We start from the raw sequence: 25,036 nt of genomic DNA, 5'->3' as shown, positions 1-25,036 counted from the left end.
AGGTTTGATCAAGAGATCATCTCTTTCTAAAAAATAGATAAAAAATCTCCCATCGAAATGAATCGTAACGACGGGAGAAAAATTTATTTGTTAACGTTTGAAGTTAATGTGTCACTTATTACTTGTTGGAAGTACAAGCTGCTCTCACATACGTCACCATGTGCATGGCTGTGTCCATGATGACTGTGATCGTGAGCTTCGAGACGTTGCAGTTGATTCAATACCAACAAGGTACGTCTATTAGAAGAAATACCAGCGTTACTCACTGCGATTTCAGCTGGTACACCACGATAAACCGTTGCATGAACATCAATCTGGTTTATGTCTTCTGGCATAACGGTATAAGGGTTCGCATCCAAAATCGTAAAGTCGGCATACTTGCCAGGCTCAATGCTACCAATGTTGTCTTCAAGCCTAGCTGTATAAGCCGCGTCGATTGTGATGGCTTTCATTGCTTCATCAACCGTAATGCGCTCTTCTGGCCCCATTACCTTGTCACCTGACAAACCAATTCTGTTCACAGCAACCCAAACCAACGAAAGTGGTTGTGCGGGTGCCATTGGGGCATCCGAGTGCAGAGATAGGTGGCCACCAGCATCTAGGAATGAACGGCCACGAGACATCACCGAAGCACGCTCTTCGCCCACACCTTCTGCGCTGTATAGCTCAGACAAAATATGCGTGTAATAAGGATTCACACTGAAGTTTGTCCCTATCTCTACCGCACGAGGGATATCGTCTTTATCTGTCATACCTAGATGGTGGAAGCTCATGCGATGGTCGTCACGTGGCTTCTCTTTTTGCATTTGCTCGACAATATCTACTGCCGTTTCAAAACCTAAATCACCATTGGCATGAACAACGATCGTGTAGTCGTCTTGCCAGTAAGGTCGCATGCTGTCTTCAAGTTGCTCAGGTGTTTGCAACCATTCGCCTTCATGGCCATCGGTATAGCCGTCTTTCATCATCATTAACTGGCTATACATAGCGCCGTCTGAAAACAATTTCACAAACTTAGGTAGCCATTGGATTTGCTCTTCACCTGTCATGATTTCAGTCTGAGCCTCGGCCATCGCTTTGCCTTTCTCGGAATCATAGCCCGCCATAGCGTAAGACATGTTACCTGCAGGGATCAGCCAGTAATCCATTGGGAAATTATCATCTAGTAGAATTCTCACCATCTGCTCGTATAACGCTGGTGTAGCAATTACGCCCGGATCGACAGCGGTCGTAATACCACCTGAGTGAACGTAATCTCGCGTTCTTTCCATACCCGTTGCAAAACGCCCAGATTCAATAAAGTACTGCATTAATCTTGGTGCCATTAATTTCATGCCATTTTCAAAAGCATGACCTTGTTCCCAATCTAATTGGTCAAAGGCAGGGCCATCACCATGCCAATCAGACTTATCCCAGCCTAGTAATTCAATAGCCGCATCATTCACAAAGAACTCATGGGCACTGCGATGCCAGACCAAGATAGGACGTTCTTTTGAAATTTTATTTAACGCTTCACGACTCATATCACTACCGTGGAAATAGTGGTGGTAACCCCAAGTCATGATAGGCTCACCTTCTGGCATTTCAGCATGCAACTGATTCAATCTTTCGAAGTAACCCTCACTGCCAGTTACCCCTTTTCTTTCGCCCCACGGGAAATTCCAATCAGCAGGTGTAATAAACTCCATACCCAAGAACATGGCACTCATCCATAGATGAATGTGAGGTTCGACAAACCCTGGTGTCACAACCTTATCTGCGAAATCTTGGTTAACACTAAAGCCATCTAGGGCCGAATATTTTTGTTTTAATTCAGAATCTATACCGACCTCTAGAATCTTGCCGTCTTGAACAACAACAGAATTAGCACCTTCTGGAGTATCTTCGGCCATAGTAATCAGTTCACCTGTAGCGAATAATGTAATAGGGCTGTCGGAAGTGAGTTCTGGAGTGACGTTTTGATTCGTTGAATGTTGCGGGGAGCAACCAACAACAAATGCGACACTTGATGCCAATAGCGTTAATTTGAAATGAGAGTACATAGATTTCACCTGCTAGGTTTAAATTCTCTCCTCCTTAAGTCTGATAATGGTTCACCCAAAAACCAATTCAAGCATCCATGTCATTGAAAGTTGAACCTTACCACTCTATAGTCGTTCTAAAAATTACAGTTTGTTGGGTAAAACCCATCATTTGGAATCACTATGTTTTCATATGAACACCTTGCCGCTTTCTGCGCTACGGTTGATCACGGTAGTTACAGCCAAGCGGCTAAACATCTTGGAAAAGATAGGACAACGGTTAGGGAGCAAGTGAAAGCGTTAGAAGACAGCTACGCTGTCACGCTATTTGATATACAAGGGAAAAAAGCGGTACCGTCTGCTGAAGGAGAGGCAATATATAAACAGGCTAAACTATTGGTTAATAATAGTGACAAGCTCAATGCTCGTATGATGGACAGTTATAAAACACAGTTTACGAGTTTTAATTTCTATCACGACATCTTGGCACCTCACACGCTTATTCTTCATATTGAACAATATATGCAGGAGCATTTCCCTCACATTACAATCAACTGGCTACACCGTAACCGTCAGGAAATATTGAACGAAGTTGCTACAGAAAAAAATGCCGTTGCTATCATGCAACATAAACTGCAATCCAATACAGAAGATGCCTATCAGTACTTACACTTAGGTTCAGATAAAGTTTCTGTTTATTGTCGACCTGACCATCCACTCACAAAAGTTAAACACTTAACGATCGAGGATTTGCAACTCTCTAAGCAGTATGTGAGCGAGAACCATATTCATTCCCTTCCTGAAGTTTTTTCAGTTTCATCAATGCAGCATACAGTGAGCAACAATGATGTACTTTTAAACCTGCTTGTACATGACGGATGGGCTTTTTGTAGCAATGCGTTAGCGCAACCGCTGGTTAACGCAGGAAAATTGGTAGAGATAATGCCAGTAGAATCGCCGTCTCCAATCAAAATTGGTCTTTCGTTTTATTTCCCAATATCAATGAAAAATTCACCGGAGCTTAATGGTTTACAAAGGGTGGTTCGAGAGTATGCAAAGAAACACTTTGTATAAAAAAGTGCCATATCTTGGGCAGATGTCCGTTTAATTGCTACTTAAAAGGGCCACTTAATGCCAGTCTCAGCTTTCAACTCTACATCACCATCTAAACGCCAACCGTCTGGCGTTGTGAATCCGTGCTACCGTATTCAAGCTTTGTCATTAGCTATTGAGACCTGTGTGACTAAATACAAATAACCGACAAAAAGTCTGGTGAAATGGTCAAGCAAGCTGCATTCATGAACCGTATATATTTATACACCATCAAACCCTGCTTTTTGGGCAATAGCTGCGGACTCAATAAATTTGGAGATGAAGTATTTTACTTCTTCAGTCGTCAATTCACGGTGTGTAATTGAAGGATCGAAGCGGTTCGCAGCCTCACAAGGTGCAATAGATTTATCTTCAGGAATGAAACCAGGAATAATAGAAATTAGCTTTCAGACACACAAAAACACGCAATAAAGCGTATCATTTTCAAATAGTTGGGATTTTAAATCTAGGAGAGGCGATTGGAGCGTGCAGCGGGAATCGAACCCGCATCATCAGCTTGGAAGGCTGAGGTAATAGCCATTATACGATGCACGCATCATCGTGTAGACGCATTTAATATGCCATAACGATGAGAAATTAAAAGCCCTAATTTCACTGTTTATGAGCGTTCGCGCGCTTTTTGCCCTAAATGAGCAAAAACCATGCGAACACAAGGCGTTATCTGGGGTTCGCCTAGCTCTTAACAGCTGCTTTCTAGTATTTCTATCACTTCATCTAACTGCTTTAGAACCCTCACTTTGTGCAAAAAGTCTTCTTTTGGAGGCAATAAGTCAGGAATCATCGCTACATGGCAACCGGCATCAAGGCCTGCTTGTACTCCATTGTTGGAGTCTTCCAATACTAGGCATTGCTCGGCTTCAAGGCCTAGCTTTTGATAGGCCATTTGATAGCAATCTGGGTTTGGCTTACCGCGAGCGACATTTTCGGCGGTAATCACTAGGTCATAATCCGCTAAGTATTCACTATCACGGAAATTATGCTCTACCTCAGGTAGATGCGAGGAAGTCACAATCGCCATTTTTAACCCACGCTGCTTAATAGCATTAAACAGAGCGTCATAACCGGGCTTGTAAGCAATGCCTTTGTCTCTTAATGCATGGAAGTGCTTATCTCTCACCATGCAATAACGGGTCATATCCATCTTTGAACCAAAATGCTCTGCCAGGATGCGTTCGCACTCAGGGTCTTGAACTCCAATGAACTGCTGATAAAAGTCATCGGTAATGCGAAGCCCTTGCTCCTGTGCGGCAAACTGCCAGCTTTGTTTATAGACAGATTCAGTGTCGAAGATGAGGCCATCCATATCAAACAGCACGGCTTTCAGCATTGTCTTTTCCTCTACTCTTTTTAACCAAGCTAACCCGACTATTTTACTCTAGCTGACCACACATTTAGATCTCGAGTTTAGAAAATTAAGACAAGGCTCCAGATAATTTTCTTTGTCATTTGCTAATGACTTCTATTCTCCTACGCATGACTTCAGAACTTAATGGCCAAATAATCCCATTGACACTGCTTTTCCGTTCTCACTGAGATTTAAAGATCACATTCAAGATGAAATTAGGGCTAATTTTAGTGATCTTTAGCAGCTTAAATATTAAACAGATTGCTTGTATGTTAAGCGTTATCACAATTTGATACAAACACTAAAAAACGTAAACCTATTTTCATTTCAGACAAAAGAATGAAGCAACCTATTGATTTAAAATATATATGAGATTCAAAAAATAATGAATTTCAATAATAAACGTGAATCAAAGGATAGTGTAATGAAAAAAATAATAATGTTATGCGCTCTAATCATTGGCTTCGCCACCCCTGCTTTTGCTCAGGTTAAGATTGGTATGGTGATTGATGATCTTAGGCTTGAACGATGGCAAAAAGACCGAGATATGTTCGTGAATCGCGCCGAGGAACTGGGTGCAAAGGTTTACGTTCAATCTGCAAACGGTAATGAACAAACCCAGATTTCCCAAGTTGAAAACATGATCTCTCGCGGTGTAGATGTGCTAGTGATCATACCAACCAATGGCGAGGTCCTTTCCAACGTGATTAAGGAAGCGAAGCGTGATGGCATCAATGTTCTTGCATATGACCGCCTGATCAATAACGCCGAAATCGACTTCTATCTTTCTTTTGATAACGAAAAAGTGGGCGAACTGCAGGCTAAAGCACTTGTTGAAGCACAACCTACAGGTAACTACTTCCTGATGGGTGGCTCTCCTACGGACAACAATGCCAAGCTGTTCCGTCAAGGCCAAATGAACGTTCTACAACCTAAGATCGACTCAGGCGATATCAAGGTTGTTGGCGATCAATGGGTTGATTACTGGTTAGCAGAGAATGCTCTCAAAATCATGGAAAATGCCCTAACGGCTAATCAAAATGAAATCGATGTTGTTGTCGCTTCAAATGACGCTACTGCAGGTGGTGCAATTCAAGCACTAGACGCACAAGGACTCGCAGGAAAAGTCGCTATCTCAGGGCAAGATGCTGACCTAGCTGCAATCCGCCGTATTGTCGATGGCACGCAAACTATGACCATTTACAAGCCTATTTCTGCACTGGCAACTCGAGCTGCTGAGATTGCTGTTGAGTTAGGTGAAGACCAATCTCCAACCTCTAACTTCTCTATCAACAACGGCATCAAAGACGTTCCTTCTTTCCTACTAGAGCCTATTCCAGTAAACAGAACCAACGTAAAAACTACCGTTATTGCGGACAAATTCCACAAAGAATCTGATGTTTATACACAGTAAACCATAGCGATATTTGCGCCGAGCCTAGCTTGGCGCAATTGCAGATTTGTCATCTATTCGTTGCTAAGTGAATAGCACAGGATGGGTCTTGGAATGGTTAGAGGTGCAAGATGTCCTTGTTAGAAATGAAAAATATCGTCAAATGCTTTGGACCAGTGAAAGCATTAGATGGTGTCAGTATTCGCCTAGAAAAAGGCGAGATTCTCTCTTTATGTGGAGAAAATGGTTCCGGAAAATCAACCTTAGTGAAAGTGCTCTGTGGAATATACCCTCATGGAGAGTTCGAAGGCACAATCTCTTATAACGGCGAAAACATACAACCCAAAAGCATTGCAGATACCGAGGCTCTTGGTATTGCCATCATTCACCAAGAGCTGACCTTAGTAAAAGAGCTGTCGATTCTTGAGAATCTATTTCTAGGAGCCGAGCTGACAAAGTACGGGCTTCTTGATTTTGAGTTGATGCACTATGAAGCCGAGCTTCTATTAAAGAAAGTAAAGCTTTCGGTATCCCCAGAAACAAAGATTGAGGACCTTGGCGTAGGTCAGCAGCAATTAGTAGAGATAGCAAAAGCCCTGTCAAAGAACGCAAAACTGCTTGTTCTTGATGAGCCTACCGCTCCCCTTACAGAATCCGAGACCGATATCTTACTCGATCTGGTTAAAGATCTACGCTCCTCTGGAGTCAGCTGTATCTACATCTCCCACAAATTAGGTGAAGTGAAAGCGATCTCAGACCAAATCTGCGTGATCCGAGACGGTAAGCATATTGGCACTCGTAAAGCGGCAGATATGTCCACCGATGACATCATCACTATGATGGTAGGTCGTGAGATGAAACAGCTATTTCCTAGAGAGCCCCACGACATAGGACAGGTGGTGTTAGAGGCAAAAAACATCAATGCATGGGACAAGGCCAATTCATCCATACCTAAGGTGAGAAATGCCAGCTTCACTTTGCGCCGTGGCGAAATATTGGGTGTTTCCGGCTTGGTAGGCGCAGGCCGAACTGAGCTGATGGAGTGTCTATACGGGTGTTATCAAGGCAAACACAATGGGACATTTTACCTCAATGGCGAAGTCCTCAATTGCTCCAGTAGCAGAGATGCGCTGAATGCAGGCATTGCGATGGTGCCAGAGGATAGAAAACGTCACGGCATCGTGCCCATTATGGGCGTAGGTCAGAATATTTCTTTAGCTGGAATCGACCAATTCCAAAGCCTCGGCTTTCTTGATGAGTCTGCGGAAGCCAATGCCATCAGCGATTCGATCAAGAAACTCACCGTAAAAACCCCTAATGCAGAAACCGCCATAAAAAATCTATCCGGTGGTAACCAACAAAAGGCAATCCTAGCCCGCTTTTTAATGATCAATCCAAGTGTGCTTATTCTGGATGAGCCAACACGCGGTATTGATGTTGGTGCCAAATACGAAATCTACAAGCTGATGTTTCAGTTAGTCAAAAAAGGCATAAGTATCATCATGATATCGTCCGAGCTACCTGAGGTACTTGGAATAAGCGACCGCGTGCTTGTCATGCATGAAGGCCGAATTAAAGGCGATCTAATTAATGAGAATCTATCACAAGAGATCGTGATGGATTGTGCATTATCTGAAGGAGAAATTGCATAATGGAGCAATCAAAAGAAATCAATGCCATCAACAATGAGAGTTGGCTGGACAAACTGAAAAGCATGAATCTGCAACTGCTCGTCATGGCAGGTGCCATCCTATTCATCATGCTGTTCTTTAGCATCATGACCGACTGGAGTTACTTAACACCAAGGAACATCTCTAACCTATTCCGACAAACGGCAATTACCGGTATCTTGGCCATCGGTATGGTGTTTGTGATCATTAGTGGTGAGATCGACCTGTCCGTGGGCTCTATGATGGGATTACTCGGCGGCTGCGCTGCCATTATGGATGTGTGGTTTGGCCTGCCACTGCCACTGACCATAGTGATTACCCTTACCGCTGGTTTTCTGCTGGGTGCATGGAACGGTTGGTGGGTTGCGTATCGCAAGGTACCTTCGTTCATAGTAACGCTCGCGGGCATGTTGGCGTTTCGCGGTATCCTTATTGGGATTACTGACGGTACAACGGTAGCCCCTACTTCAGAGGCCATGTCTTTGATTGGTCAAAGCTACCTACCGAACCTGTTCAGTTTAATTCTGGGTACCGCCTGTCTTGCTCTCTACTTTGGGTGGCAGAAAAAGCAAACCATCAATCGAGCTCAATATAACTTACCAACAAGCGCAACTGGGACATCACTGTTTAAAAGTGCCTTTATTGGTATCGCGGCTCTATCTCTGATTTTGGTGCTAAACAATTATCGCGGTGTGCCAACACCCGTACTACTGTTAACCATATTCCTAATTGCTGGCACGATATTGGCTTCGAAAACCCGCTTTGGTCGTCGCATCTATGCAATTGGTGGCAATATTGATGCAGCAAGACTCTCTGGTATCAATGTCGAGAAAACCAAGCTAAAAGTGTACGCAATGAACGGCTTTTTGGTTGCTATCGCCGGTCTCATACTGAGCTCACGCTTAGGCGCAGGCTCTCCTTCTGCCGGTAACATTGCCGAACTGGATGCCATTGCAGCCTGTGTTATTGGCGGCGCGAGTATGGCGGGAGGCGTTGGTACTGTTATCGGCGCTGTGATTGGAGCGTTTATCATGGCCTCTCTAGACAACGGAATGAGCATGATGGACGTTCCGACCTTCTGGCAGTACGTTGTTAAAGGCGCGATCTTGCTATTAGCAGTATGGATGGATAGTGCTACTAAACAGCGTCGCTAGTCACCTGTCATTCATAACAAAGCCCTAAAGCCCGACAGCTTTAGGGCTTTCATTTTTTAATCACCTTTATTGTCATCTTGATATTCTATCCTCACTGATAATTCCTTCTTCGTCGACGAGCGTTAAAAATCTCTCTCAACTTAATGGGTAAAATAAGAATACTATAGGTAAGGTGTATGTGGCGTATCGCTTCGATGGCTGGATTTCACCCCAGACTGAGACAAGCGAAATTATCAAGGAGGGGATGATAACAAATAAACACAGGTAACAGCCCTAACTCTGCTGAGTTAAGGCTGCTGGTTTGCGTTGTAATGTGTTATTGGATAGCTAAGTTTTAAGGCGCAGCATCTACCTCTACAGGTTGATAGTGCTTCGCTTCTAGTTTCAGCCATTCAGGCAGTACGGTACCAATGGAGATTGAAGACCAAGTCCCAGAAAGAACACCAATGAACATTGCGGTAGAAAAGCCTGCCAGCGCAGAACCACCCATCACCCATAATGCCCCGACGGTAATCAATGTAGTACCCGAGGTCACCATAGTACGTGAGAAGGTCGCAATAATCGCTTGGTCATTGACCCACTTGGAGCCCTTATCTTTCTTGGCCACCAGCAGTTCGCGAATCCTATCGGCAATGATAATCGAGTCATTCAATGAGTATCCTAGAATCGCCAGAATGGCGGCAAATACCGTGAGGTTAAACTCCATCTGAGTCAGTGCGAAGAAGCCTAGTACCAGTATCACATCATGAAATAGCGCAAACAACGAACCACTCGCCAGTCGCCATTCAAATCGGAAGCAAAGGTAACCCAGTATCGACAAGATTGAGATCATCAATGCCAACCCACCTTGCTCAAATAGGTCTTGTCCTACCTGAGAACCAACGATGCTATTGCTCACTACATCCACCTGATCAGAGTAAGACGATAGCACTGAGCCTACATCCACAGCATCTGAGCCATCTTCAGGAACCGAGTAGCGAATAACCCAACGTCCCTCTTCTCCGGCAGAGGTGACACTCACAGACTCTCCCATTTCAGGCTGAAGCTGTTTCATTATTTGATTACTCGACAGTGATTTGTCGAGCTGTACTTCAGTGACCATACCGCCGGTAAAATCTAAGCCAAGGTTTAACCCCTTAAGGCCAATAGCCGCGATAGCAACCACTGTGAGTAATACTGAAACAACAGTAGTGAAGTAACGAACTTTACGAATATTGTGTTTAAAAAACTTAACCATGATTACACCCTCACTTCACGGCGGGCATCTTGGCCCCAGATTAAATTGATCATCGCTCTTGAGGCAAAAACGCCAGTGAAGATACTGGTCAGAAGACCAAGACCTAAGGTCAACGCGAACCCTTGAATAGGACCATTACCGATGGAATAGAGGATCACTGCGGTGATCATGGTGGTGACATTGGCATCTAAGATGGTAGAAAGCGCACTATCAAACCCGGCATCGATAGATTGAGCAAAGCTGCGGCCTTCTCGCATCTTGTCTTTGATTCGCTCAAAGATAATAACGTTGGTATCTACTGCCATGCCCACGGTCAAAACTAAGCCCGCAATACCAGGTAGCGTTAGAACCGCGCCCGGCAACAGTGCAATAAGGCCTAACAAGCACAGCATGTTGGTACACAGTGCAACGTTGGCCACCCAGCCAAGTCTACGATACCAAACGGCCATAAACAGCAGCGTCATACCCATACCAAATGCCAAAGCAGCAAAACCATTTTGGATGTTTTCAGCACCTAGCGAAGCACCGATAGTGCGCTCTTCCACTATGGTAACCGGCGCAGTCAAAGAGCCCGCTCGCAACAACATTGCCAACTCTTGTGCTTCTTGCATTGAGCCAGAGCCGGTGATTCTAAACTGACTGCCTAGCTGAGATTGAATAGTAGCGACACTGATCACTCGCTCACTACGTTCAGTCATGCCTTGCTCATTGGTTTGGTATTCTCGGTAGACCGTCGCCATAGGCTTGCCAATGTGGGTAGCCGAAAAGTCACTCATCTTCTTGCCACCAGCGTGGTCAAGGGTGATGTTCACTTCTGAAAGCCCCATCTCATCCATGCCAGAGCGCGCATTGGTAATGTGCTCGCCTGCAAGCACAGGTCTCTTCTCAAGGACAACCGAGCGACCATCATTATCTTTGAGTACTAAGTTTTGACGGCTGTAGGCTGAAGAGCCACTTTTGACCTCATAAAATGCAAGGCTGGCAGTAGCGCCAATCACATTCTTAGCTTGAGCGGGGTCTTGAACGCCGGGCAGCTCGATGCGGATATTGTCCGTACCTTGCCTTTGCACCATAGCCTCAGTAATACCAAGCTCTTCGATTCGGCCTCGCATGATTTGCAAGTTTTGTTGCACGATAGTGGACTGAAGTTCGGTTCGGTTTTGTTCATTTTGAGCCAAACTGAAACCACTTGAACTTGCACTAATTTGCCAATCAGGGAAGTGAGTGCGTACATACTCCATCAGTTGTTGCTGAGCCTTAGAGTCGCGCACATTCACATTGATAGCGTCAGCGCTGCTTACTCGGACTTGTACATTTCTAATGGAGTTCTGACGCAGATGCGCCTTGATGTCCTCTACCATGGTGGATTGTTGTTCTTGCATCGCTTTATCAACATCAACGTGCAACAAAAATTGCACACCACCACGCAAGTCGAGCCCTAATTTAATCGGGTTCATACCCATATTAGACAACCACTGCGGTGCTACTGATTGATACGAGTAGGCAATGGATTCTTCAGAATACTGTTTGTTTAGAAGGGTACGAGCGTGTGTTTGGTCAGACTCATTATCAAACAGTAACGAGATCTGGTTGTCTTGCTCTGTAGCAGACAAAACAGGGATACCCTGCTCTTCTAGTGAGCGTTTTAGGGTCTGAATTGAGGTAGGAAATACCGTCTTTTCAGGTACTTGTATCTGTATTGCTGGCTTCTCACCAAACCATGTAGGAATGGCACTGAGCGTAAGGATGATAACAGTGGCAACAAGTATGACGTATTTCCAAGCAGAATAGTGATTGATGCGCTTTCTGCTTTTATGAGTTATGCCTTTGTTCTTCATATATAAGCTATCCCTCCATCCCTAAGGACAGAGTAAATTCAATTAATTTGGGCTATGACAGACAGGCGATATCGCACTATTTAAATAGTGGTGGGTTTAAGCCGAATGTCATTAGAGATTCGCTGTAGCCAGTGAGAGAAATAGTCACTAGTGCACGAAAAATTAAGCGATTGGAACTATGAAGAGTATTGGCCGTTTAGAGCGACATACAGGGCATTACTGTCTTTCCAGCCACCAAGTCTGTGTGCACTCTTATCATGATGAAACGCAGCGCGAGATGCATGCCATTTAGCAGTAAATGCATAGGCGTCATCATTGAAACAAAATACGTTTGGATTTGAGGTGTTGCGCGCTGAATTATTGCTGTCTAATTCTTGCTTAGGAGCAAAAACACTGCGCTGGTTTTGCACAATAGCCAGGGTATTGTGCTGCACGTATGAGGTGCTTGCAGGTATTTCAGAGGTAGGAGCGGATTCTACTTCCAATAGCTGGCTATAAGCCACAATCTGTTCGGCAGTAAACCCTGGCGCCCTTGCATCAGACGCGAGTGCTTGCATAGGAGCAAGCGCTGCTACAAGTAGCAGTAGAACGAATTGTCTGATAGTAAATAAAGGCATGAAACTCTCATCTGAAATAAATCGAACTCACCATTCGACGAGAGCATCCTAAGCGGACTCAGAGTGACTTACAACTAAAAACATGTAAATTCTCTTGCATAGTGAATTCAAAGAAATTCAGGCCAAAAAATTAACGAACAAAACTCCCATTAATTCTGCAATGATACGAAACCTCTTGCGACATAATTCAACCGATTTAAATCTAGCCTAGATGTTTCTTATGTAGGAAGCCGTCCATCAAACGGTAGTTTGCACTTTCGCCTAGATCCGTAAAATCAGCTCGTTTTTCAACCTGAACCGAGCTCTACAGTGACCAATTTTCGACACACCTCTTTTGCTGCACTCTTGTCTCTAAGCGTATTGCCTTCGGCTGCATTCGCTTCGTTTACCGATCCCGTCGATGGGCGATTTGATATGGGTGATTATCTCGCTGATAACGCTTATGGCTTTCTTCCCGTTCCCATCATCATTACCGAGCCTGCTGTGGGTTATGGCGGTGGCGTTGCGGGTTTGTTTCTGCACGAAACCGATGAAGAAAAAGAGACACGTCAGAGATTGGCCAAAGAATCCCTCGATGGTGGTGCGCAGCTAATTCCACCCGCAATGACGGCCGTTGCTGCTGCAGGAACCGAAAATGGCACATGGGTGATAGCCGCAGGTCACCGACGCACTTGGAAAGAAGACAGCATTCGTTATATGGGTGGCGGCGCTATTGGTCATGCAAACATCGATATCTACAATGATTTTGGCGGTCTACTCCCTCCAGACAAAGCCTTTAAGTTCGATACCGAAACCGATTTTGCCGTGTTGTTACAGCAAATACAGTTTCGCCTCCCTAACACCAATTGGCTGTTAGGTGCGAAGCAAACATGGAGTAAATCGACTCTTGAGTCTTCTAATGGCGTGGTTGATAAAACCCTGCAATTCATGGACTTAGATGAAACCAACAATTCAGGCTTAGGCTTAGTGTTGGAATACGATAGCCGTGACAACATGTTTTTCCCTACCAAGGGCTACTCTCTCAACGCTGATTATATGTGGCATAGAAAAGAGATAGGTGCTGATCACGATTACGATACTCTCTCCATCGAAGGGCAAGCCTTTGTTCCTATTGGCGAGAAATGGATCATTGCCTTTGCAGGAAGTTACGACTCCATTAGTAGTGACGAAACCATGCTCACTCCTACTTCGAACCCGTACATCGACCTGCGAGGCATCTCATCGTTTCGCTATCAAGGGGATCAAGTGGCCACAGCGCAAACGCAATTGATGTATCGTATCGACAATCGCTGGACGATCTTAGGCTTTTACGGTGTTGGCCATACTCGCAACGAAACCACCGGATTCGACCTTGGCGGGTGCCCAAGCAACTGCTTCACCTCGAAAACATCATCAACAACCGTTGACGCCTATGGCGCCGGTTTCAGATACCAAATTGCTCGTCGCTACGGCTTACACATGGGCGTCGACTTGGGCTTTAGTGATGAAGAACAAGCGCTCTATTTTACAGTGGGGACGGGGTTTTAGGGATTAGAACCCGGCCCTGGGTTCTGGGTTCTGGGTTCTAGGTTCTAGGTTCTAGGTAACTAGGATCCTAGGGCCTAGGACCCTGGGTCCCTGGGTCCTTAAAAACAAGTACAGTCTAAATTTTTGACAGACGATGATCGATGCAATGACTTTTATAAGTGGATTTAGTCACAGTCAATCGACACTGAGGTTAAGCGCACCTTGCCACTGCTATTCTTGTTCTGCTCAGGTAAACTTGTGCGTATAAATGGAAAATCCATAAGGAAATAGATTTTATCCATGCTAAAAAAGACCCAACACTTAACCATTGCTATTGTGACTACCACCTTGGCGGCGTGTGGTTCTAATCACAATGAGCCTCTCTATTATCAAAGCGGTGAAAGCCTAAGCTCATTTGATCAAGATACCTTCGAGGAGTACGTCTCTGAGACACAAGCCTGGATACGCGCTGAGCGCTATTACTTAACGGAAGATAAAGAACGCGAAATAGCGCTGAATTCTCCTAAGGAATACCGTCCCTCCAAGATGAATGGCGAGGCTATCTTGCTGGTTCACGGCTTGGGTGACTCTCCCTACTCCTTTATTGATATTGCGCAGCGACTCTCTGATCAAGGTTATCTGGTAAGAACCATGCTACTGCCCGGTCACGGCACTAAGGTTGGCGACTTAAAACTGGTTTCTGCGAAGCTTTGGCAACAAAGCGTAGAACAGCAGATAAAACTGCTTCAGCGAGAAGTAAACAGTGTTTGGCTTGGGGGGTATTCAACTGGCGCAAATCTTGTGACCAGTTACGCACTGAACGATGACTCGCTTAACGGTCTGATCCTCTTCTCTCCTGCGTTTAAAGCGCAGTCTAACCTTGCTCCTATGACGCAATGGGCACAATACTTTATGGATTGGGCTGACCAAGACCCAGAGGATAACTACTTACGCTACGGCTCTTTACCAATGAAAGCGGCGGCCAGCTACTACGAGACAACGCAGCAAGTTCAACAACAGCTCTCAAAGGCGGGAAGTTATGATAAGCCAGTATTCATGCTTCTCAGTGAAGGGGACACTGTCATCGATAAAAGCTTTGCTGTGCAGCAGTTTACAACGACCTTTACCAACCCTAATTCGCACCTCGTTTGGCTTGGGGATAATCCACCCAAAGACCAACGCGTATCAGCCTACAGCATGAACCTTCCCTCATTTCGGGTGAGTGAGGGCTCACATATGGGCGGATTGTTCTCACCGGAGAATAAAGAATATGGCATCGAGGGCAAGGTTCGCATCTGCGATAATGGACAACCCATTGAAGATACTCTGAAATGCCAGTCTGGTGAGCCGGTTTGGTACTCATCTTATGGCTATTTAGAACCAGGAAAGGTCCACGCAAGGCTCACCTTCAACCCCTACTTTGACGAGAGCATTGAGGAATTGGAAAAGGTGCTGTCGAAGCAGTAGCGAGCAGAAAAAGTTAACACTTACTCACGCGATCAGTCGTACATGAGATCTTTGGCTTTTTTGCTATCAAACTCTCGCAAGAACTTACGCGCTTGGTAACGCATTGGCACTATTTTCAAGGCCTGCTCAAACACAACCACCGCATAAACCCAGAAGATTGATGCATTTAGAACGAGCACAACAAAGGCACACAGCGGTAAGGCAATCAGCCAACGAGTAATAAAGTTGATATTAAAGACTGCTGTCGTCTTACCCAACGCACGAAGTACCTGACCATGCACTGTAGTATAACCTTGTATCAAAGGCATCAAGATGTACAAAGGGGCGATCACCGCTAGCGCTTGATAGGTGGTTTGTGAATGACCTGGGTAGATTTTGTCTATTACCAAACTCAGGATAAAAGAGGCAAAAGCAATAATGCCAGATACCGCAATAGTGACCTTAATGCTCAGGCTCACATCCGAGTCCAAAGTCTCTAGCTTGTTTGAGCCGATAGCCTGCGAAATGGTAATTGCCGATGACACCGCCCACGCCAAGACAAACTGCGACAGCGCAGAAAGCCATGGCGTTATCATAACAACAGCTGCATACGCTTCTGTGGGTAACTGCGTATATAAGAGGTTATAGGCAGCAAGGCCCATCGCCAACACCATCATGTTGGCCGCAATCGGGAAGGTTTCTTTAAAGTGCAGCCTAACGTTACGTGCAACGCCTTCGCTAGCCTGTTTGAACGAGAGTTTAGAGGTCTTTTGGTATCGTAAGCACACCAACAAGAATAGCATTCTCAACCCAAGCGCAATCACAGAGCCTAAGGCGGCACCCGAGATACCAATACCTGAAAAATCACCTAACCCATAGATCAGATAATAAGAGACCACTGCATTAACTGGCATGGTGAGCAAATAGCTGAGCAGCGGCAGCTTGGTCTTGCCCATAGCATTGAACAGAGCAATGGATACCTGAGAAATGCCGGTCAGTAGCAAGGCATATTTGATCGTAGACAGATACGCATCGATGTCCGAGTACAAATGGGTATCGTGACTGATCAACTTGATCAGTGGCCATTTGAATACCGTCACCAAAGCAAAGAACAATACAGCAACCGACAGGTTGATAATCATGCCAGAGAGGAAAGATTTTGATAACAAGCTCTCTTTACCAGAGCCAAAGGCTCGAGATAACACGTTCTGCGAGCCATTCGCTAAAGCATTCTGAACCCCTAGCATTAATGCAACGATGGTACTTGCAATCCCCATTGCCGCCAGAGAGCCCTCTCCTAATGGCGAAATAAGCAAAGTATCAATCATCAACATGCCCTGCATTAACAAGGCATTGATCGCAATCGGCCAAGCCATCTTGATGTTCTTTTTAATGTAGGTGCTGTTCTTAAACACTGAATGCCTTTTTATATGTTGCAGAGTGTGGGGGTAATATTACAAAGGGTGCGGTAGTGTTCTGCCCTTTGTAAGGTGACACAAAATATCCAGATCGTTGCGGTATTTCAATAGCGAATATTGAAAAGATCATTGCGATCTAAACATTCATTCAATAATTAAAACCATTAAGTTAGCTGATTAGGCCTGCATTCAATGTCTCTTTAAGCTTGTTAAAAAGTGATAAGGCTTGCTCTTTTGACGATAGATGACCTGTCGCTAACTGATAGGCTAGGTGTAGTTCATCTTTATGCTGTGGGTGATATTCTCTGGCAGCCTTTGCGCAAAGGGCGAGATCCGTATGCCAGCTGCCATCTTGCTCTGCAATGAGATAATAAGCTGAGCGCAAAAGTTTCTTGCCGACAACTCGACTCATTTCCCCCGCTGACATGCGTTCAAACTTATCTGCCATTTGCCCAACAAAATCATCGACATCTCCATTCAAAGCGCGTGCAATATGCAGACTTGGCTTTAGCTGAGAAAATTGACGTGAGAGATCGTTACCCCAAACACAGCAACAGCAATGCCTTAGCCAAAACTGCCAATGGTATTTTTCTTGAGGCTGTAATATGTCCTGAAGAGAGCCAGGGTCTAAATCTAACTTGCTGATTTCAATGTGTAATCTGGATAATGATAAAGAAATTGAACGTAAGGCTTCATTATCGTCGCTGGTCACTTCATCTTTAAATACAATAGACACATCAAGATCGGACTCCCCTACTCTAGCCGTGCCTCTTGGAACGCTACCATAAAGATAAATCCCATCGATTCTGTCTGGGAATCGTAGACACAATTCATCAATAACCGCATTCACCACTGCGTGAAACTCAGGCTGAATCTTATCCAACGAACAACTGTTTACGATATACCCGAGCTCATCGAGCCCGTTTCCCTGCTCTGACATGTTTAGTCCTCTCTAGGCATAAGGCCCTTTGGCAAAGTTAGCCGCACATTGCTTGGTGATGTCTATGATGCGGCTTCTCACAGCATCCATTTCTGAATGCAACCCATAGAACAAGACCATCTCTTGCCTTAAGTTACCTAATGTCTCTTTCACTTGTATGGTTCGAAGTTTCCCTGTATCCACATAGTCTTGGGCATTAGCAATGCTTAATAGGGTCCAACCCTTTTTTTGAATCTTATGCATCAGCATGTCGTTGTTAGAAATTAGGTGCTTTTGATTACTAATGTTTGCGTAGCGCATCTCGTTCAGCACTGCATTTTCTGTCACCAGAAAATCTTCCGTCGTTAGCTGTACAAGGTCAATAGACTGCTCGGGAATGCTGGATTTTACTGACGTATACGGTGCGTATTGATATGTCCCTAAGTTAACGATCCCTACCTTGATGCTAGGATAAATCTTTCCAACAGTGGGCATAATTGAAAACAGTGCACTGCCACTTTCAATATCCTTAAAGCTCGACTCTCTATCCCTCTGCAACCAATTAATCGATATATGTGGAAACTCACGCTCAATGGCGTCATCGATATCGGATAACAAGCACAAAGGTATCAGATCGTCATGATGCAAAACGATGGAGGTGATCTCTGTCGAAAAGGTGGATAGAGCGACGCTATAAAACTCTTTTGCTTGCCTAGTAAGGTTGTCCGCTCTGGAGTACAAATGCTTCGCTTGCTCAGTTGCGAAAAGGGTTTTCCCTACAACTTCAAACAACTCAAAACCCAATACATCCTCTAAAGCCTTTACCCGCTCTCGCACTGTGGCTCGGGTTTTATTGGTTTCTCTTGCCGCTTTGCTGTAGCTGCTCAGCTCATACACCGCTTTAAAACATGCAAGCTGCTCTAACGTAATCATCGTTTATCTCGCCAAAAATATGTACGTGAAATCCATCCATTATGGATTCGATTGTATCAATTATAAAACATATTATCCCTTTGAAACGTGATGAACCCTTAGTGAAATCACATTGATTTAATCATGCACTTTGAATCTAGAACTCAAGAAAACAACAAATAAAGGTCTATGACATGAAACTAAAATTACTTGCGATTACTGTATCTTTATCGGCTTTGTCAGTAAGTGCTAACGACAAGGCTCAAGCAATGTATTCAGTACCTGTTGCAGCAAAAGGTCAGGTGACTTTGGGTAACTGGATGCATCATGATTATAACCACTGGGCATTTCAGAATATGGGCATTCACCCAACGGTAATGGTGCCTAGAGATGGCAATATTTCTGTTCTACCAAACAAACTAGACCCTAGCATCGCAAAACTGAAGTTCGAACATGCTGACGCAAGCTACACAGTTGAAGAAGCGATGATCAACGACCGCACTGATGGCTATATCATTATCAAAGATGGTGAGGTTGTTCATGAAGAGTACTATGGTACGTTTGGCCCTAAAGATCATCATATGTGGGCATCAAGCACCAAGTCTATGACTGGTCAAGCAATCGGCCTTTTAGTTGAGCAAGGTAAGATCGACCCTAATGAGACAGTCGAGAGTTACATAGAGGAACTAAAAGGTAGTCACTTTGGTAAGCAAACCGTTCGAACAGTCCTTAACATGACATCGGCCCTAGATTACAGCGAAGACTATGCCAATATCACTCCAGGAACCATGCACTTTGAATACTTCCGCAGAATAGGCCTAGTTCCTGCTTATGATCTCATGGCGATCGATCCAACCAAAGACGACACGCCCCGAGGTATATTAGAGTTCGCTCCAGAATTTACGCAAAATTCAGATCTCGCGGTAGATTATAAATACGAATATCACTCACCTAATGTAGATGTTGCAGGCTGGCTTATCGCTCGAGTATCTGGGCAACCTCTTCAAAAGTTCATTGCTGAAAATATCTGGTCCAAGCTAGGTGTAGAGCACGATGCGACTTTCATGGCGGACATGACATTTACCCCCATTGCAACGGGTGGCTTTACGACAACATTGAGAGATTTTGCAAGAGTCGGGATCGCCATGGCTAACAATGGCCAATACAACGGGCAGCAAGTGTTCTCAGAAGCGTGGATTAAAGATACCTTCGCTCTCACTGACGATGAAAAGTCACACATGGATCGCAGCGTGTATAAAGACCGCGATTCAGGCGTTTATGACCAATGGTTAGAGGGTTACAAAAACTACCTGTGGGTTCATGATAGCGAGAAAGGCATTGCGACATTCCGCGGAGTGTTTGGACAGCACCTGTACATTAACCAAGAGAAGAACCTAGTCATTGCCACCTTCTCTTCCGCGGAGTCAGCCTCCAACGCAGCAAGAGCGACTAATCTACCAAGGCTAGCGGCATTTGAAGCCATCGCCGATCACTATAACAAATAAGAAGTAAGAACTAAGAAAAGCGTTAGATAACAGATAGCCCGCTTGCTCATTGCGCAGTAAGCGGGCTTTTTTACATTAAAAAACGAGAACACAATTAGCGCCTGTATTACGGCTAAAACTCTTTAAGTAAACCTGAGTGATAGTCTGAAATATCCAGCTGCACATCGTACTCTTCAACCCATTTATCCAGTTGATTTTGCGCGGTATTCAGACTGCTCATGGTGATGGTGTTGTCATCCATCTGCCATAACTGGCGAGAACCTTGATAGCTAAATTGCAGGGCTAACATGGCCTCTTTATTGCCTTGCTCTGCTGCGGCAAGGAGTTTGCGATTCTTTCTGTAGATCAAATTCAGCTGATGCTTCAGATCCCAAATATAAGCCACTTCAAACATTTTTGGATGACTCTTGAGTTTACGCAGTGTCATACCTACTGCAATTGCGCTGACTACCACTCCCAGTAAGTTCCAATGAAAGTGAGAACCCGCCTCTGAGGGGAAGAGGTAAATCAATGTCTGAGATATAGATAAACTCAGCACCGCTAGGCTGACGATGCAGGCAACAATCACCACGTTTAATCGTGAACGGTATCGCTTTTTATCTATTTCTTTTAACTGCATTTTTATACCAGAATCCCTATCGCCGAATGAATGATACCGACCATGGTCGATAAGGAAAAAATTATACACGCTTCAATATTGCGAATAAGGATTATTTGTTAGTAATTGCGTTATAGAACCCTATTTTCGGATGAGGTAACTTAAGGGGCTGATTAGGATGGATAACCAAGTGTTTTAATGCGCTAATGCCGCTAAATCTCTTCAGCGGCATTTTTCGTTCAATCGAACTATTGCAGACTCAATCAACAAGCAAAGCTAAGCAATCAAGACCTCAACCTTATAGGTTTTTCCTGGTTCGAACTCTTCGATCATAGTGGACGATAGCTTCACTCCATCAACACTCACTTGAGTTTGTGTCACATCGGCTCGCTGAATGGTCACCTCAAACGTTGCCCCACGGAAACTGCGAACGGCACTGGCTTTATCCCAATCTGCAGGTAGTTGAGGTTCAATAGATAAGCCACCAGCACAGCCTTTCAGACCAAATAAACCCTCAACAATACAACGGTAGACCCAAGATACTGTGCCAGTATTAAACAACTGACTCGAACGGCCGGCCGTTCTTGGGTGCTGATAATAGGCGCCGCGATAGTAGTTAGGGATAAACACTGGAAGCTGGCCACGCTGAACATAATCCGCCTCATCTGGACCGGCTAACATCTGCGACATTAGCTTAAATGCACGGTCTGTTTCACCCGCTTGGTAAAGGCTAAAGATATAGAAAATCGCAGCGTGATTATAAACACTGCCATTTTCAGCCGAGCCTGGATGCTTTTGCGTTACACGGCCAACATCATCTCGCATTCCGGTAAAGCTTGGCGCAAGCATCATCACCCCATAAGGCGTTTCGAGTTGCTGCTCTACTTGCTTGATCATCTTGTCGCGCTTTTCCGCGTCTGCCGTATTGGCCAAGATTGCCCAGCTTTGCGGATTAAGGAAGATGCGGCCTTCCTCATCTTTACTGGTACCAAACACCACGTCATCATCGGTGATACCACGCGCGTACCAATCACCGTCCCAGATGTGCTTATTCACCGCTTCATTGAGCGCGTCAGCATTGCGTTTGAACTCTTCTGAAAGCTCATCTTCACCGAGCTGATGGCAGATATCAGACCAAATGTTCAGTGCATAGGCGGCGGCCATAGATAACCAGCCCGATACGCCCTTGCCTTTGTAACCCACCATATTCATTGGGTCGCACCAATCACCTTGCGCGATATAGCTTAGACCTCGATGATCACGCTCGTTGAACAGCCAGCGCATGGCATCGTTAATACGCTCAAAGGCGGTCTTAGTTTCAGTACCTTTGAACTGCTGAACTGATTGGTCAAAGATGGCGTAATCGTTGGTTTCATCAAGATAGGCACGCAAGCACACAGGGAACCAAATACAGTGGTCGGTATGCGGGATCTGATTGATGTATTTAAGCTCCGCTTCTTCGGTGAGCAAAATCCCATCGGGAATAGCCCCTGACTCCTCTTGCTGAGCAAGAGCATGCAGGAACGCAGCGCGAGTCACGTCGGGCTTGATATACACCATACCCATCGCATCTTGGATGTAGTTACGTGTCTGCGGGTCGGTACTTAGACGGTTTACATCGCCATGATAGAACATCTGTCTCGGTAGCCAGCTATTCACAAACTCATTAAGCTGAGTATCTGGCGTGTTGATCTCTATATTGCCCTTGCCTTGCGCCACATAAGCGGCGTATTTCTGTTTGGTGTTAGCAAAGTCTGCATCAGCAAAGTAACGATCACGCTTGAGCTCAATCTCTGCGTCATCAAAGGCAGGGCCTAACAAGAATCGATAATCCTCTTGCTGGTCTGCACCCAATTCCATCTGATATTGCAAAGCTGCGGTAGGCGTTTCATACAAGGCATCACCATTGTCTAAGTTACCTTGCTGAACGCCAGTAGGATTGTGCAAGCCCCCCTCACCTTCAAACACCTCACGAATGGTCTCGTAAGACGTCGGCGCTCTGTCATGAAGGAAAAACGTCTTATCTTTCAGACCTTTATTTTTAAAGTAATCGGCTACCTTTTGATACGGCGTTACACAGCTAGCCACTACACCGCCCAGATCTTGACGGTATTTAGCTGACTGATTCATCCAGCTCATGTAACCGATTGGGAAGTATGGATAAACGCTAAGCTTTCGAGCGCGCCCAGACACGTTCTTCACCTTTAATTGCCACAGCTCGACCACATCATCCTCAGGTAAGCTAAGGCACAGCTCTATTTCTATACCTAGGTGCTCAATCTGCCATTGGATATCCGACTGCCCCAATGAGAAGCAGTACTTGTCTAGATTTGCTCTCACTGGCTCATAAGGTGCCGAGAAGATTTCTCCAGATTCTTCATCCTTGATGTAAAAGAAACGACCAGGATGATGAGCAAAATACGGCTGCTCAGGTTGCATGAAGCTCTTTGCTTCAAGGTTTGGAGCGTGCATGTATTTTGCAGGCTCTGGCTGCATAAATTGTGCGGTCGCATAGCCACGACAATTTACTTGAATCATCATTTTTTTGTTCCAAAGAAACCCTGAAGCCCTTGGCATCTCTGTTGGGCTTAAAAGCTCTACTCGCTCGCCATTTTGTTTGGTGGTAATCAACATTTTGCTTAGCCTTTCTTAATAATTTTTAAAGCGCTGCGTTTTTAAATCGCTACTCGTTCTTTTAGTTCTATTTGAATGGTCTCAATCTTGTTTGCTGTTAGGTCGTAGTAACGCAATGCCCAAATTGCAACAAAGGCAAAGAACGCAGGTACGATGGTTTGCAGATAGACAATGCTTGATAGTGAAGCGCCATCTTGAATTTCATTCGCGGAGTAACCAACGGCCGCGAGCACCCAAAGCACCGTTGCCGAGCCGATAGCGCCACCCAGTTTTTGAGAGAAGGTCGCTGCAGAGAAGGTCATTGCCGTTGCGCGGCGGCCTGTTTTCCACTCATTGAAGTCAGCGGCATCAGCGTACATTGACCAAGTAATTGGAGACTTAGGCCCTAGTGCCAAGCTGATTAAGATGTTCAGCACAAACATGGTGATAATCTCTATCGGTAGGTCTGAGCTGTTCATCACCTCACCGTTAGCCAAGGTTTTTTGAATACTAATGACCGTACCGCGAGCATCATCAAGCTTGAGCTCTTCTGTACCTTGGGCAACTACGACTTTATCGCTGAATATCCAGAATGATTTTTGGTGCTCTATCCACTGAATGTGTTCGCCTTCACGTGTTGATTCACCCAGTACTTCAGTCGCTGTTAATGTAATAGCCTCACTTGAAGGGATAGTTACAACGCCTGTTGCCGCAGGTTTTGGTACGAATGCAAACGCTAGGCTTAGAGAACCGACAATCCCCATCAGGATCATCAGAAGCTTGGCTTTATCTGCAACCTTACGTGTTAGGTAAGGCGTCGCCAGACAGCCCACTGCATAAGCCGCCATCTGCAAGCCAATGTACGAACCCATAAGGTCTGGGCGCTCAACAAAGTATTTGAAGTAATACGTTGCGCTGCTGCCACGGAAAACAATGGTCATCATGATGATCATCGCAAGAGCAAATAAGATCACCCAAGGCTTGTTGTTCATTAGGTCTTTGATGTCAGAAATTGGGTTGGTCTTCTGCCCAACAGGCGGCACTACGCGCTCTTTAGTGGTGTAGAAAGTGATAAAGAAACACACAGTTGCCACGCTCGCATACAATGCCATGGTTAACTGCCAGCCTCTCGCGTCATCGCCATTGCCGAAGAAGTCAGCAAGCTCAGGAGTGAACGCACCTACTAAGATGCCGGTTGAGTACGCAAAGAAAAAACGCAGACCAAACAGAGAGTTTCTTTCTTCTGTATCGGCCGTAATAACCCCTGCAAGAGACGAATATGGCGTACTAAGAATGGTGTAGCACAGCATCATTAGTGTGTATGTGCCGTATGCCCAGACGAGCTTTCCGCCTTCACCTAAATCGGGAGTACTCATTGTCAGTACTGCCGCACCTGCCATCGGCAGAGCACCTAGGATCAAATAGGGTCTAAATTTACCCCAGCGAGATTGAGTACGGTCAGCGATAGCCCCCATCAATGGATCAGAGAAGGAATCGACGATTCGAGTAACCAAAAACATGGTACCTGCGGCAGCCGCAGATAAACCAAAGATATCTGTGTAGAAGTAAGATAAGTAAGAACCGATGATGATCCAGTAGAAGTTGAAGCCAGAGTCACCTATGGCATAACCTAGCTTTTCACGCAGGCTGAGCTTTGCTGTTCTATCTAAAGAGTTCGACATTTGTTGTGCCCTATTTTTTATTATTTTCTGTTATGTCCGTATACACGGC

The 25,036-nt window shown here is 45.1% G+C and carries 18 protein-coding genes and 1 tRNA gene; 7 read left to right on the top strand and 12 right to left on the bottom strand.

All coding sequences use genetic code 11. The features are described from left to right. Positions 1–83: 83 nt before the first annotated feature. The gene (locus OCU35_RS14065; protein ID WP_261826322.1) at positions 84–2,042 is read right to left on the bottom strand and encodes an amidohydrolase; all 1,959 of its coding nucleotides are present in this window, start codon (positions 2,040–2,042) and stop codon (positions 84–86) included. A gap of 162 nt (positions 2,043–2,204) precedes the next feature. Here OCU35_RS14065 and OCU35_RS14060 point away from each other — a divergent pair, with 162 nt between their 5' ends. Then, positions 2,205–3,095 (top strand): LysR family transcriptional regulator, encoded by an 891-nt coding sequence (locus tag OCU35_RS14060; RefSeq protein WP_261826321.1) that lies wholly within the window; start codon positions 2,205–2,207, stop codon positions 3,093–3,095. A gap of 498 nt (positions 3,096–3,593) precedes the next feature. On the opposite strand, the gene OCU35_RS14050 is transcribed toward OCU35_RS14060, so the two are convergent. Both OCU35_RS14050 and OCU35_RS14045 read right to left on the bottom strand, forming a co-directional pair. Beyond that, a tRNA-Gly gene (locus tag OCU35_RS14050) sits at positions 3,594–3,668 on the bottom strand. A gap of 145 nt (positions 3,669–3,813) precedes the next feature. Continuing rightward, a complete protein-coding gene (locus tag OCU35_RS14045) occupies positions 3,814–4,461 on the bottom strand; it encodes an HAD family hydrolase (RefSeq protein ID WP_261826320.1) in 648 nt (215 codons plus the stop codon). Positions 4,462–4,903: 442 nt separating this feature from the next. Between OCU35_RS14045 and xylF the strand changes: the two genes are divergently transcribed. The 3 genes from xylF to OCU35_RS14030 all read left to right on the top strand — a co-directional run bounded on the left by xylF (position 4,904) and on the right by OCU35_RS14030 (position 8,696). Beyond that, the gene (gene xylF, locus OCU35_RS14040) at positions 4,904–5,893 is read left to right on the top strand and encodes a D-xylose ABC transporter substrate-binding protein (RefSeq protein ID WP_017028451.1); all 990 of its coding nucleotides are present in this window, start codon (positions 4,904–4,906) and stop codon (positions 5,891–5,893) included. Between the two features lie 110 nt (positions 5,894–6,003). Continuing rightward, entirely contained in the window at positions 6,004–7,524 is a 1,521-nt protein-coding gene (locus OCU35_RS14035) for a xylose ABC transporter ATP-binding protein (RefSeq protein WP_017028450.1), read from the top strand. Then, complete coding sequence (locus OCU35_RS14030; protein WP_102549692.1) at positions 7,524–8,696, top strand: sugar ABC transporter permease; 1,173 nt, start codon at positions 7,524–7,526, stop codon at positions 8,694–8,696. Before OCU35_RS14035 ends, OCU35_RS14030 begins: the two co-directional genes overlap by 1 nt. Positions 8,697–9,030: 334 nt before the next feature. Here OCU35_RS14030 and secF read toward each other — a convergent pair whose 3' ends face one another. From secF to OCU35_RS14015, 3 genes are all read right to left on the bottom strand, one after another. Then, positions 9,031–9,933, bottom strand: a complete 903-nt coding sequence (secF, locus tag OCU35_RS14025) for a protein translocase subunit SecF (protein ID WP_261826319.1) — start codon at positions 9,931–9,933, stop codon at positions 9,031–9,033. Between the two features lie 2 nt (positions 9,934–9,935). Next, positions 9,936–11,771 (bottom strand): protein translocase subunit SecD, encoded by a 1,836-nt coding sequence (secD, locus tag OCU35_RS14020; protein ID WP_261826318.1) that lies wholly within the window; start codon positions 11,769–11,771, stop codon positions 9,936–9,938. A 176-nt stretch (positions 11,772–11,947) separates the two neighbouring features. Continuing rightward, positions 11,948–12,388 carry a hypothetical protein gene (locus OCU35_RS14015; RefSeq protein ID WP_102329056.1) on the bottom strand — a complete coding sequence of 147 codons (441 nt, stop codon included), beginning with the start codon at positions 12,386–12,388 and terminating at the stop codon, positions 11,948–11,950. A gap of 309 nt (positions 12,389–12,697) precedes the next feature. On the opposite strand from OCU35_RS14015, the gene OCU35_RS14010 reads away from it, so the two are divergent. Both OCU35_RS14010 and OCU35_RS14005 read left to right on the top strand, forming a co-directional pair. Further along, positions 12,698–13,915 (top strand): BamA/TamA family outer membrane protein, encoded by a 1,218-nt coding sequence (locus OCU35_RS14010; RefSeq protein WP_102377160.1) that lies wholly within the window; start codon positions 12,698–12,700, stop codon positions 13,913–13,915. A 279-nt stretch (positions 13,916–14,194) separates the two neighbouring features. After that, positions 14,195–15,361: an alpha/beta hydrolase gene (locus tag OCU35_RS14005; protein ID WP_261826317.1), complete on the top strand. Its 1,167-nt coding sequence runs from the start codon at positions 14,195–14,197 to the stop codon at positions 15,359–15,361. 32 nt (positions 15,362–15,393) lie between these two features. On the opposite strand, the gene OCU35_RS14000 is transcribed toward OCU35_RS14005, so the two are convergent. The 3 genes from OCU35_RS14000 to OCU35_RS13990 all read right to left on the bottom strand — a co-directional run bounded on the left by OCU35_RS14000 (position 15,394) and on the right by OCU35_RS13990 (position 18,610). Further along, complete coding sequence (locus tag OCU35_RS14000) at positions 15,394–16,716, bottom strand: MATE family efflux transporter (protein WP_261826574.1); 1,323 nt, start codon at positions 16,714–16,716, stop codon at positions 15,394–15,396. A 211-nt stretch (positions 16,717–16,927) separates the two neighbouring features. After that, positions 16,928–17,698: a nucleotidyltransferase domain-containing protein gene (locus OCU35_RS13995; RefSeq protein ID WP_261826316.1), complete on the bottom strand. Its 771-nt coding sequence runs from the start codon at positions 17,696–17,698 to the stop codon at positions 16,928–16,930. A gap of 12 nt (positions 17,699–17,710) precedes the next feature. Beyond that, a complete protein-coding gene (locus OCU35_RS13990; RefSeq protein WP_261826315.1) occupies positions 17,711–18,610 on the bottom strand; it encodes a LysR family transcriptional regulator in 900 nt (299 codons plus the stop codon). A gap of 173 nt (positions 18,611–18,783) precedes the next feature. Between OCU35_RS13990 and OCU35_RS13985 the strand changes: the two genes are divergently transcribed. Beyond that, positions 18,784–20,094, top strand: a complete 1,311-nt coding sequence (locus OCU35_RS13985) for a serine hydrolase domain-containing protein (protein WP_261826314.1) — start codon at positions 18,784–18,786, stop codon at positions 20,092–20,094. Positions 20,095–20,206: 112 nt separating this feature from the next. Here OCU35_RS13985 and OCU35_RS13980 read toward each other — a convergent pair whose 3' ends face one another. The 3 genes from OCU35_RS13980 to OCU35_RS13970 all read right to left on the bottom strand — a co-directional run bounded on the left by OCU35_RS13980 (position 20,207) and on the right by OCU35_RS13970 (position 24,987). Beyond that, complete coding sequence (locus tag OCU35_RS13980; protein WP_017028947.1) at positions 20,207–20,713, bottom strand: DUF3087 domain-containing protein; 507 nt, start codon at positions 20,711–20,713, stop codon at positions 20,207–20,209. A gap of 255 nt (positions 20,714–20,968) precedes the next feature. After that, on the bottom strand, positions 20,969–23,326 hold the full coding sequence (locus OCU35_RS13975) for a GH36-type glycosyl hydrolase domain-containing protein (RefSeq protein ID WP_261826313.1): 2,358 nt from the start codon (positions 23,324–23,326) through the stop codon (positions 20,969–20,971). Positions 23,327–23,367: 41 nt separating this feature from the next. Next, entirely contained in the window at positions 23,368–24,987 is a 1,620-nt protein-coding gene (locus OCU35_RS13970) for an MFS transporter (protein WP_261826312.1), read from the bottom strand. Positions 24,988–25,036: the final 49 nt, after the last annotated feature.

Source organism: Vibrio breoganii, assembly GCF_024346795.1.
Lineage (GTDB): Bacteria > Pseudomonadota > Gammaproteobacteria > Enterobacterales > Vibrionaceae > Vibrio > Vibrio breoganii.
The sequence above is the reverse complement of the archived record's forward strand: the minus strand, read 5'-3'. Positions and strand labels throughout refer to the sequence as shown.

What these genes read in the sequence shown, in the direction of transcription:
- OCU35_RS14005 (WP_261826317.1), top strand. Translation starts at nt 14,195, where the DNA reads ATGCTAAAAAAGACCCAACACTTAACCATTGCTATTGTGACTACCACC.
- OCU35_RS13995 (WP_261826316.1), bottom strand. Translation starts at nt 17,698, where the DNA reads ATGTCAGAGCAGGGAAACGGGCTCGATGAGCTCGGGTATATCGTAAAC.
- OCU35_RS13990 (WP_261826315.1), bottom strand. Translation starts at nt 18,610, where the DNA reads ATGATTACGTTAGAGCAGCTTGCATGTTTTAAAGCGGTGTATGAGCTG.
- OCU35_RS13975 (WP_261826313.1), bottom strand. Translation starts at nt 23,326, where the DNA reads ATGTTGATTACCACCAAACAAAATGGCGAGCGAGTAGAGCTTTTAAGC.
- secF (WP_261826319.1), bottom strand. Translation starts at nt 9,933, where the DNA reads ATGGTTAAGTTTTTTAAACACAATATTCGTAAAGTTCGTTACTTCACT.
- OCU35_RS14065 (WP_261826322.1), bottom strand. Translation starts at nt 2,042, where the DNA reads ATGTACTCTCATTTCAAATTAACGCTATTGGCATCAAGTGTCGCATTT.
- OCU35_RS13980 (WP_017028947.1), bottom strand. Translation starts at nt 20,713, where the DNA reads ATGCAGTTAAAAGAAATAGATAAAAAGCGATACCGTTCACGATTAAAC.
- OCU35_RS13970 (WP_261826312.1), bottom strand. Translation starts at nt 24,987, where the DNA reads ATGTCGAACTCTTTAGATAGAACAGCAAAGCTCAGCCTGCGTGAAAAG.
- OCU35_RS14015 (WP_102329056.1), bottom strand. Translation starts at nt 12,388, where the DNA reads ATGCCTTTATTTACTATCAGACAATTCGTTCTACTGCTACTTGTAGCA.
- OCU35_RS14045 (WP_261826320.1), bottom strand. Translation starts at nt 4,461, where the DNA reads ATGCTGAAAGCCGTGCTGTTTGATATGGATGGCCTCATCTTCGACACT.
- secD (WP_261826318.1), bottom strand. Translation starts at nt 11,771, where the DNA reads ATGAAGAACAAAGGCATAACTCATAAAAGCAGAAAGCGCATCAATCAC.
- OCU35_RS14030 (WP_102549692.1), top strand. Translation starts at nt 7,524, where the DNA reads ATGGAGCAATCAAAAGAAATCAATGCCATCAACAATGAGAGTTGGCTG.
- OCU35_RS13985 (WP_261826314.1), top strand. Translation starts at nt 18,784, where the DNA reads ATGAAACTAAAATTACTTGCGATTACTGTATCTTTATCGGCTTTGTCA.
- xylF (WP_017028451.1), top strand. Translation starts at nt 4,904, where the DNA reads ATGAAAAAAATAATAATGTTATGCGCTCTAATCATTGGCTTCGCCACC.
- OCU35_RS14035 (WP_017028450.1), top strand. Translation starts at nt 6,004, where the DNA reads ATGTCCTTGTTAGAAATGAAAAATATCGTCAAATGCTTTGGACCAGTG.
- OCU35_RS14000 (WP_261826574.1), bottom strand. Translation starts at nt 16,716, where the DNA reads ATGGCTTGGCCGATTGCGATCAATGCCTTGTTAATGCAGGGCATGTTG.
- OCU35_RS14060 (WP_261826321.1), top strand. Translation starts at nt 2,205, where the DNA reads ATGTTTTCATATGAACACCTTGCCGCTTTCTGCGCTACGGTTGATCAC.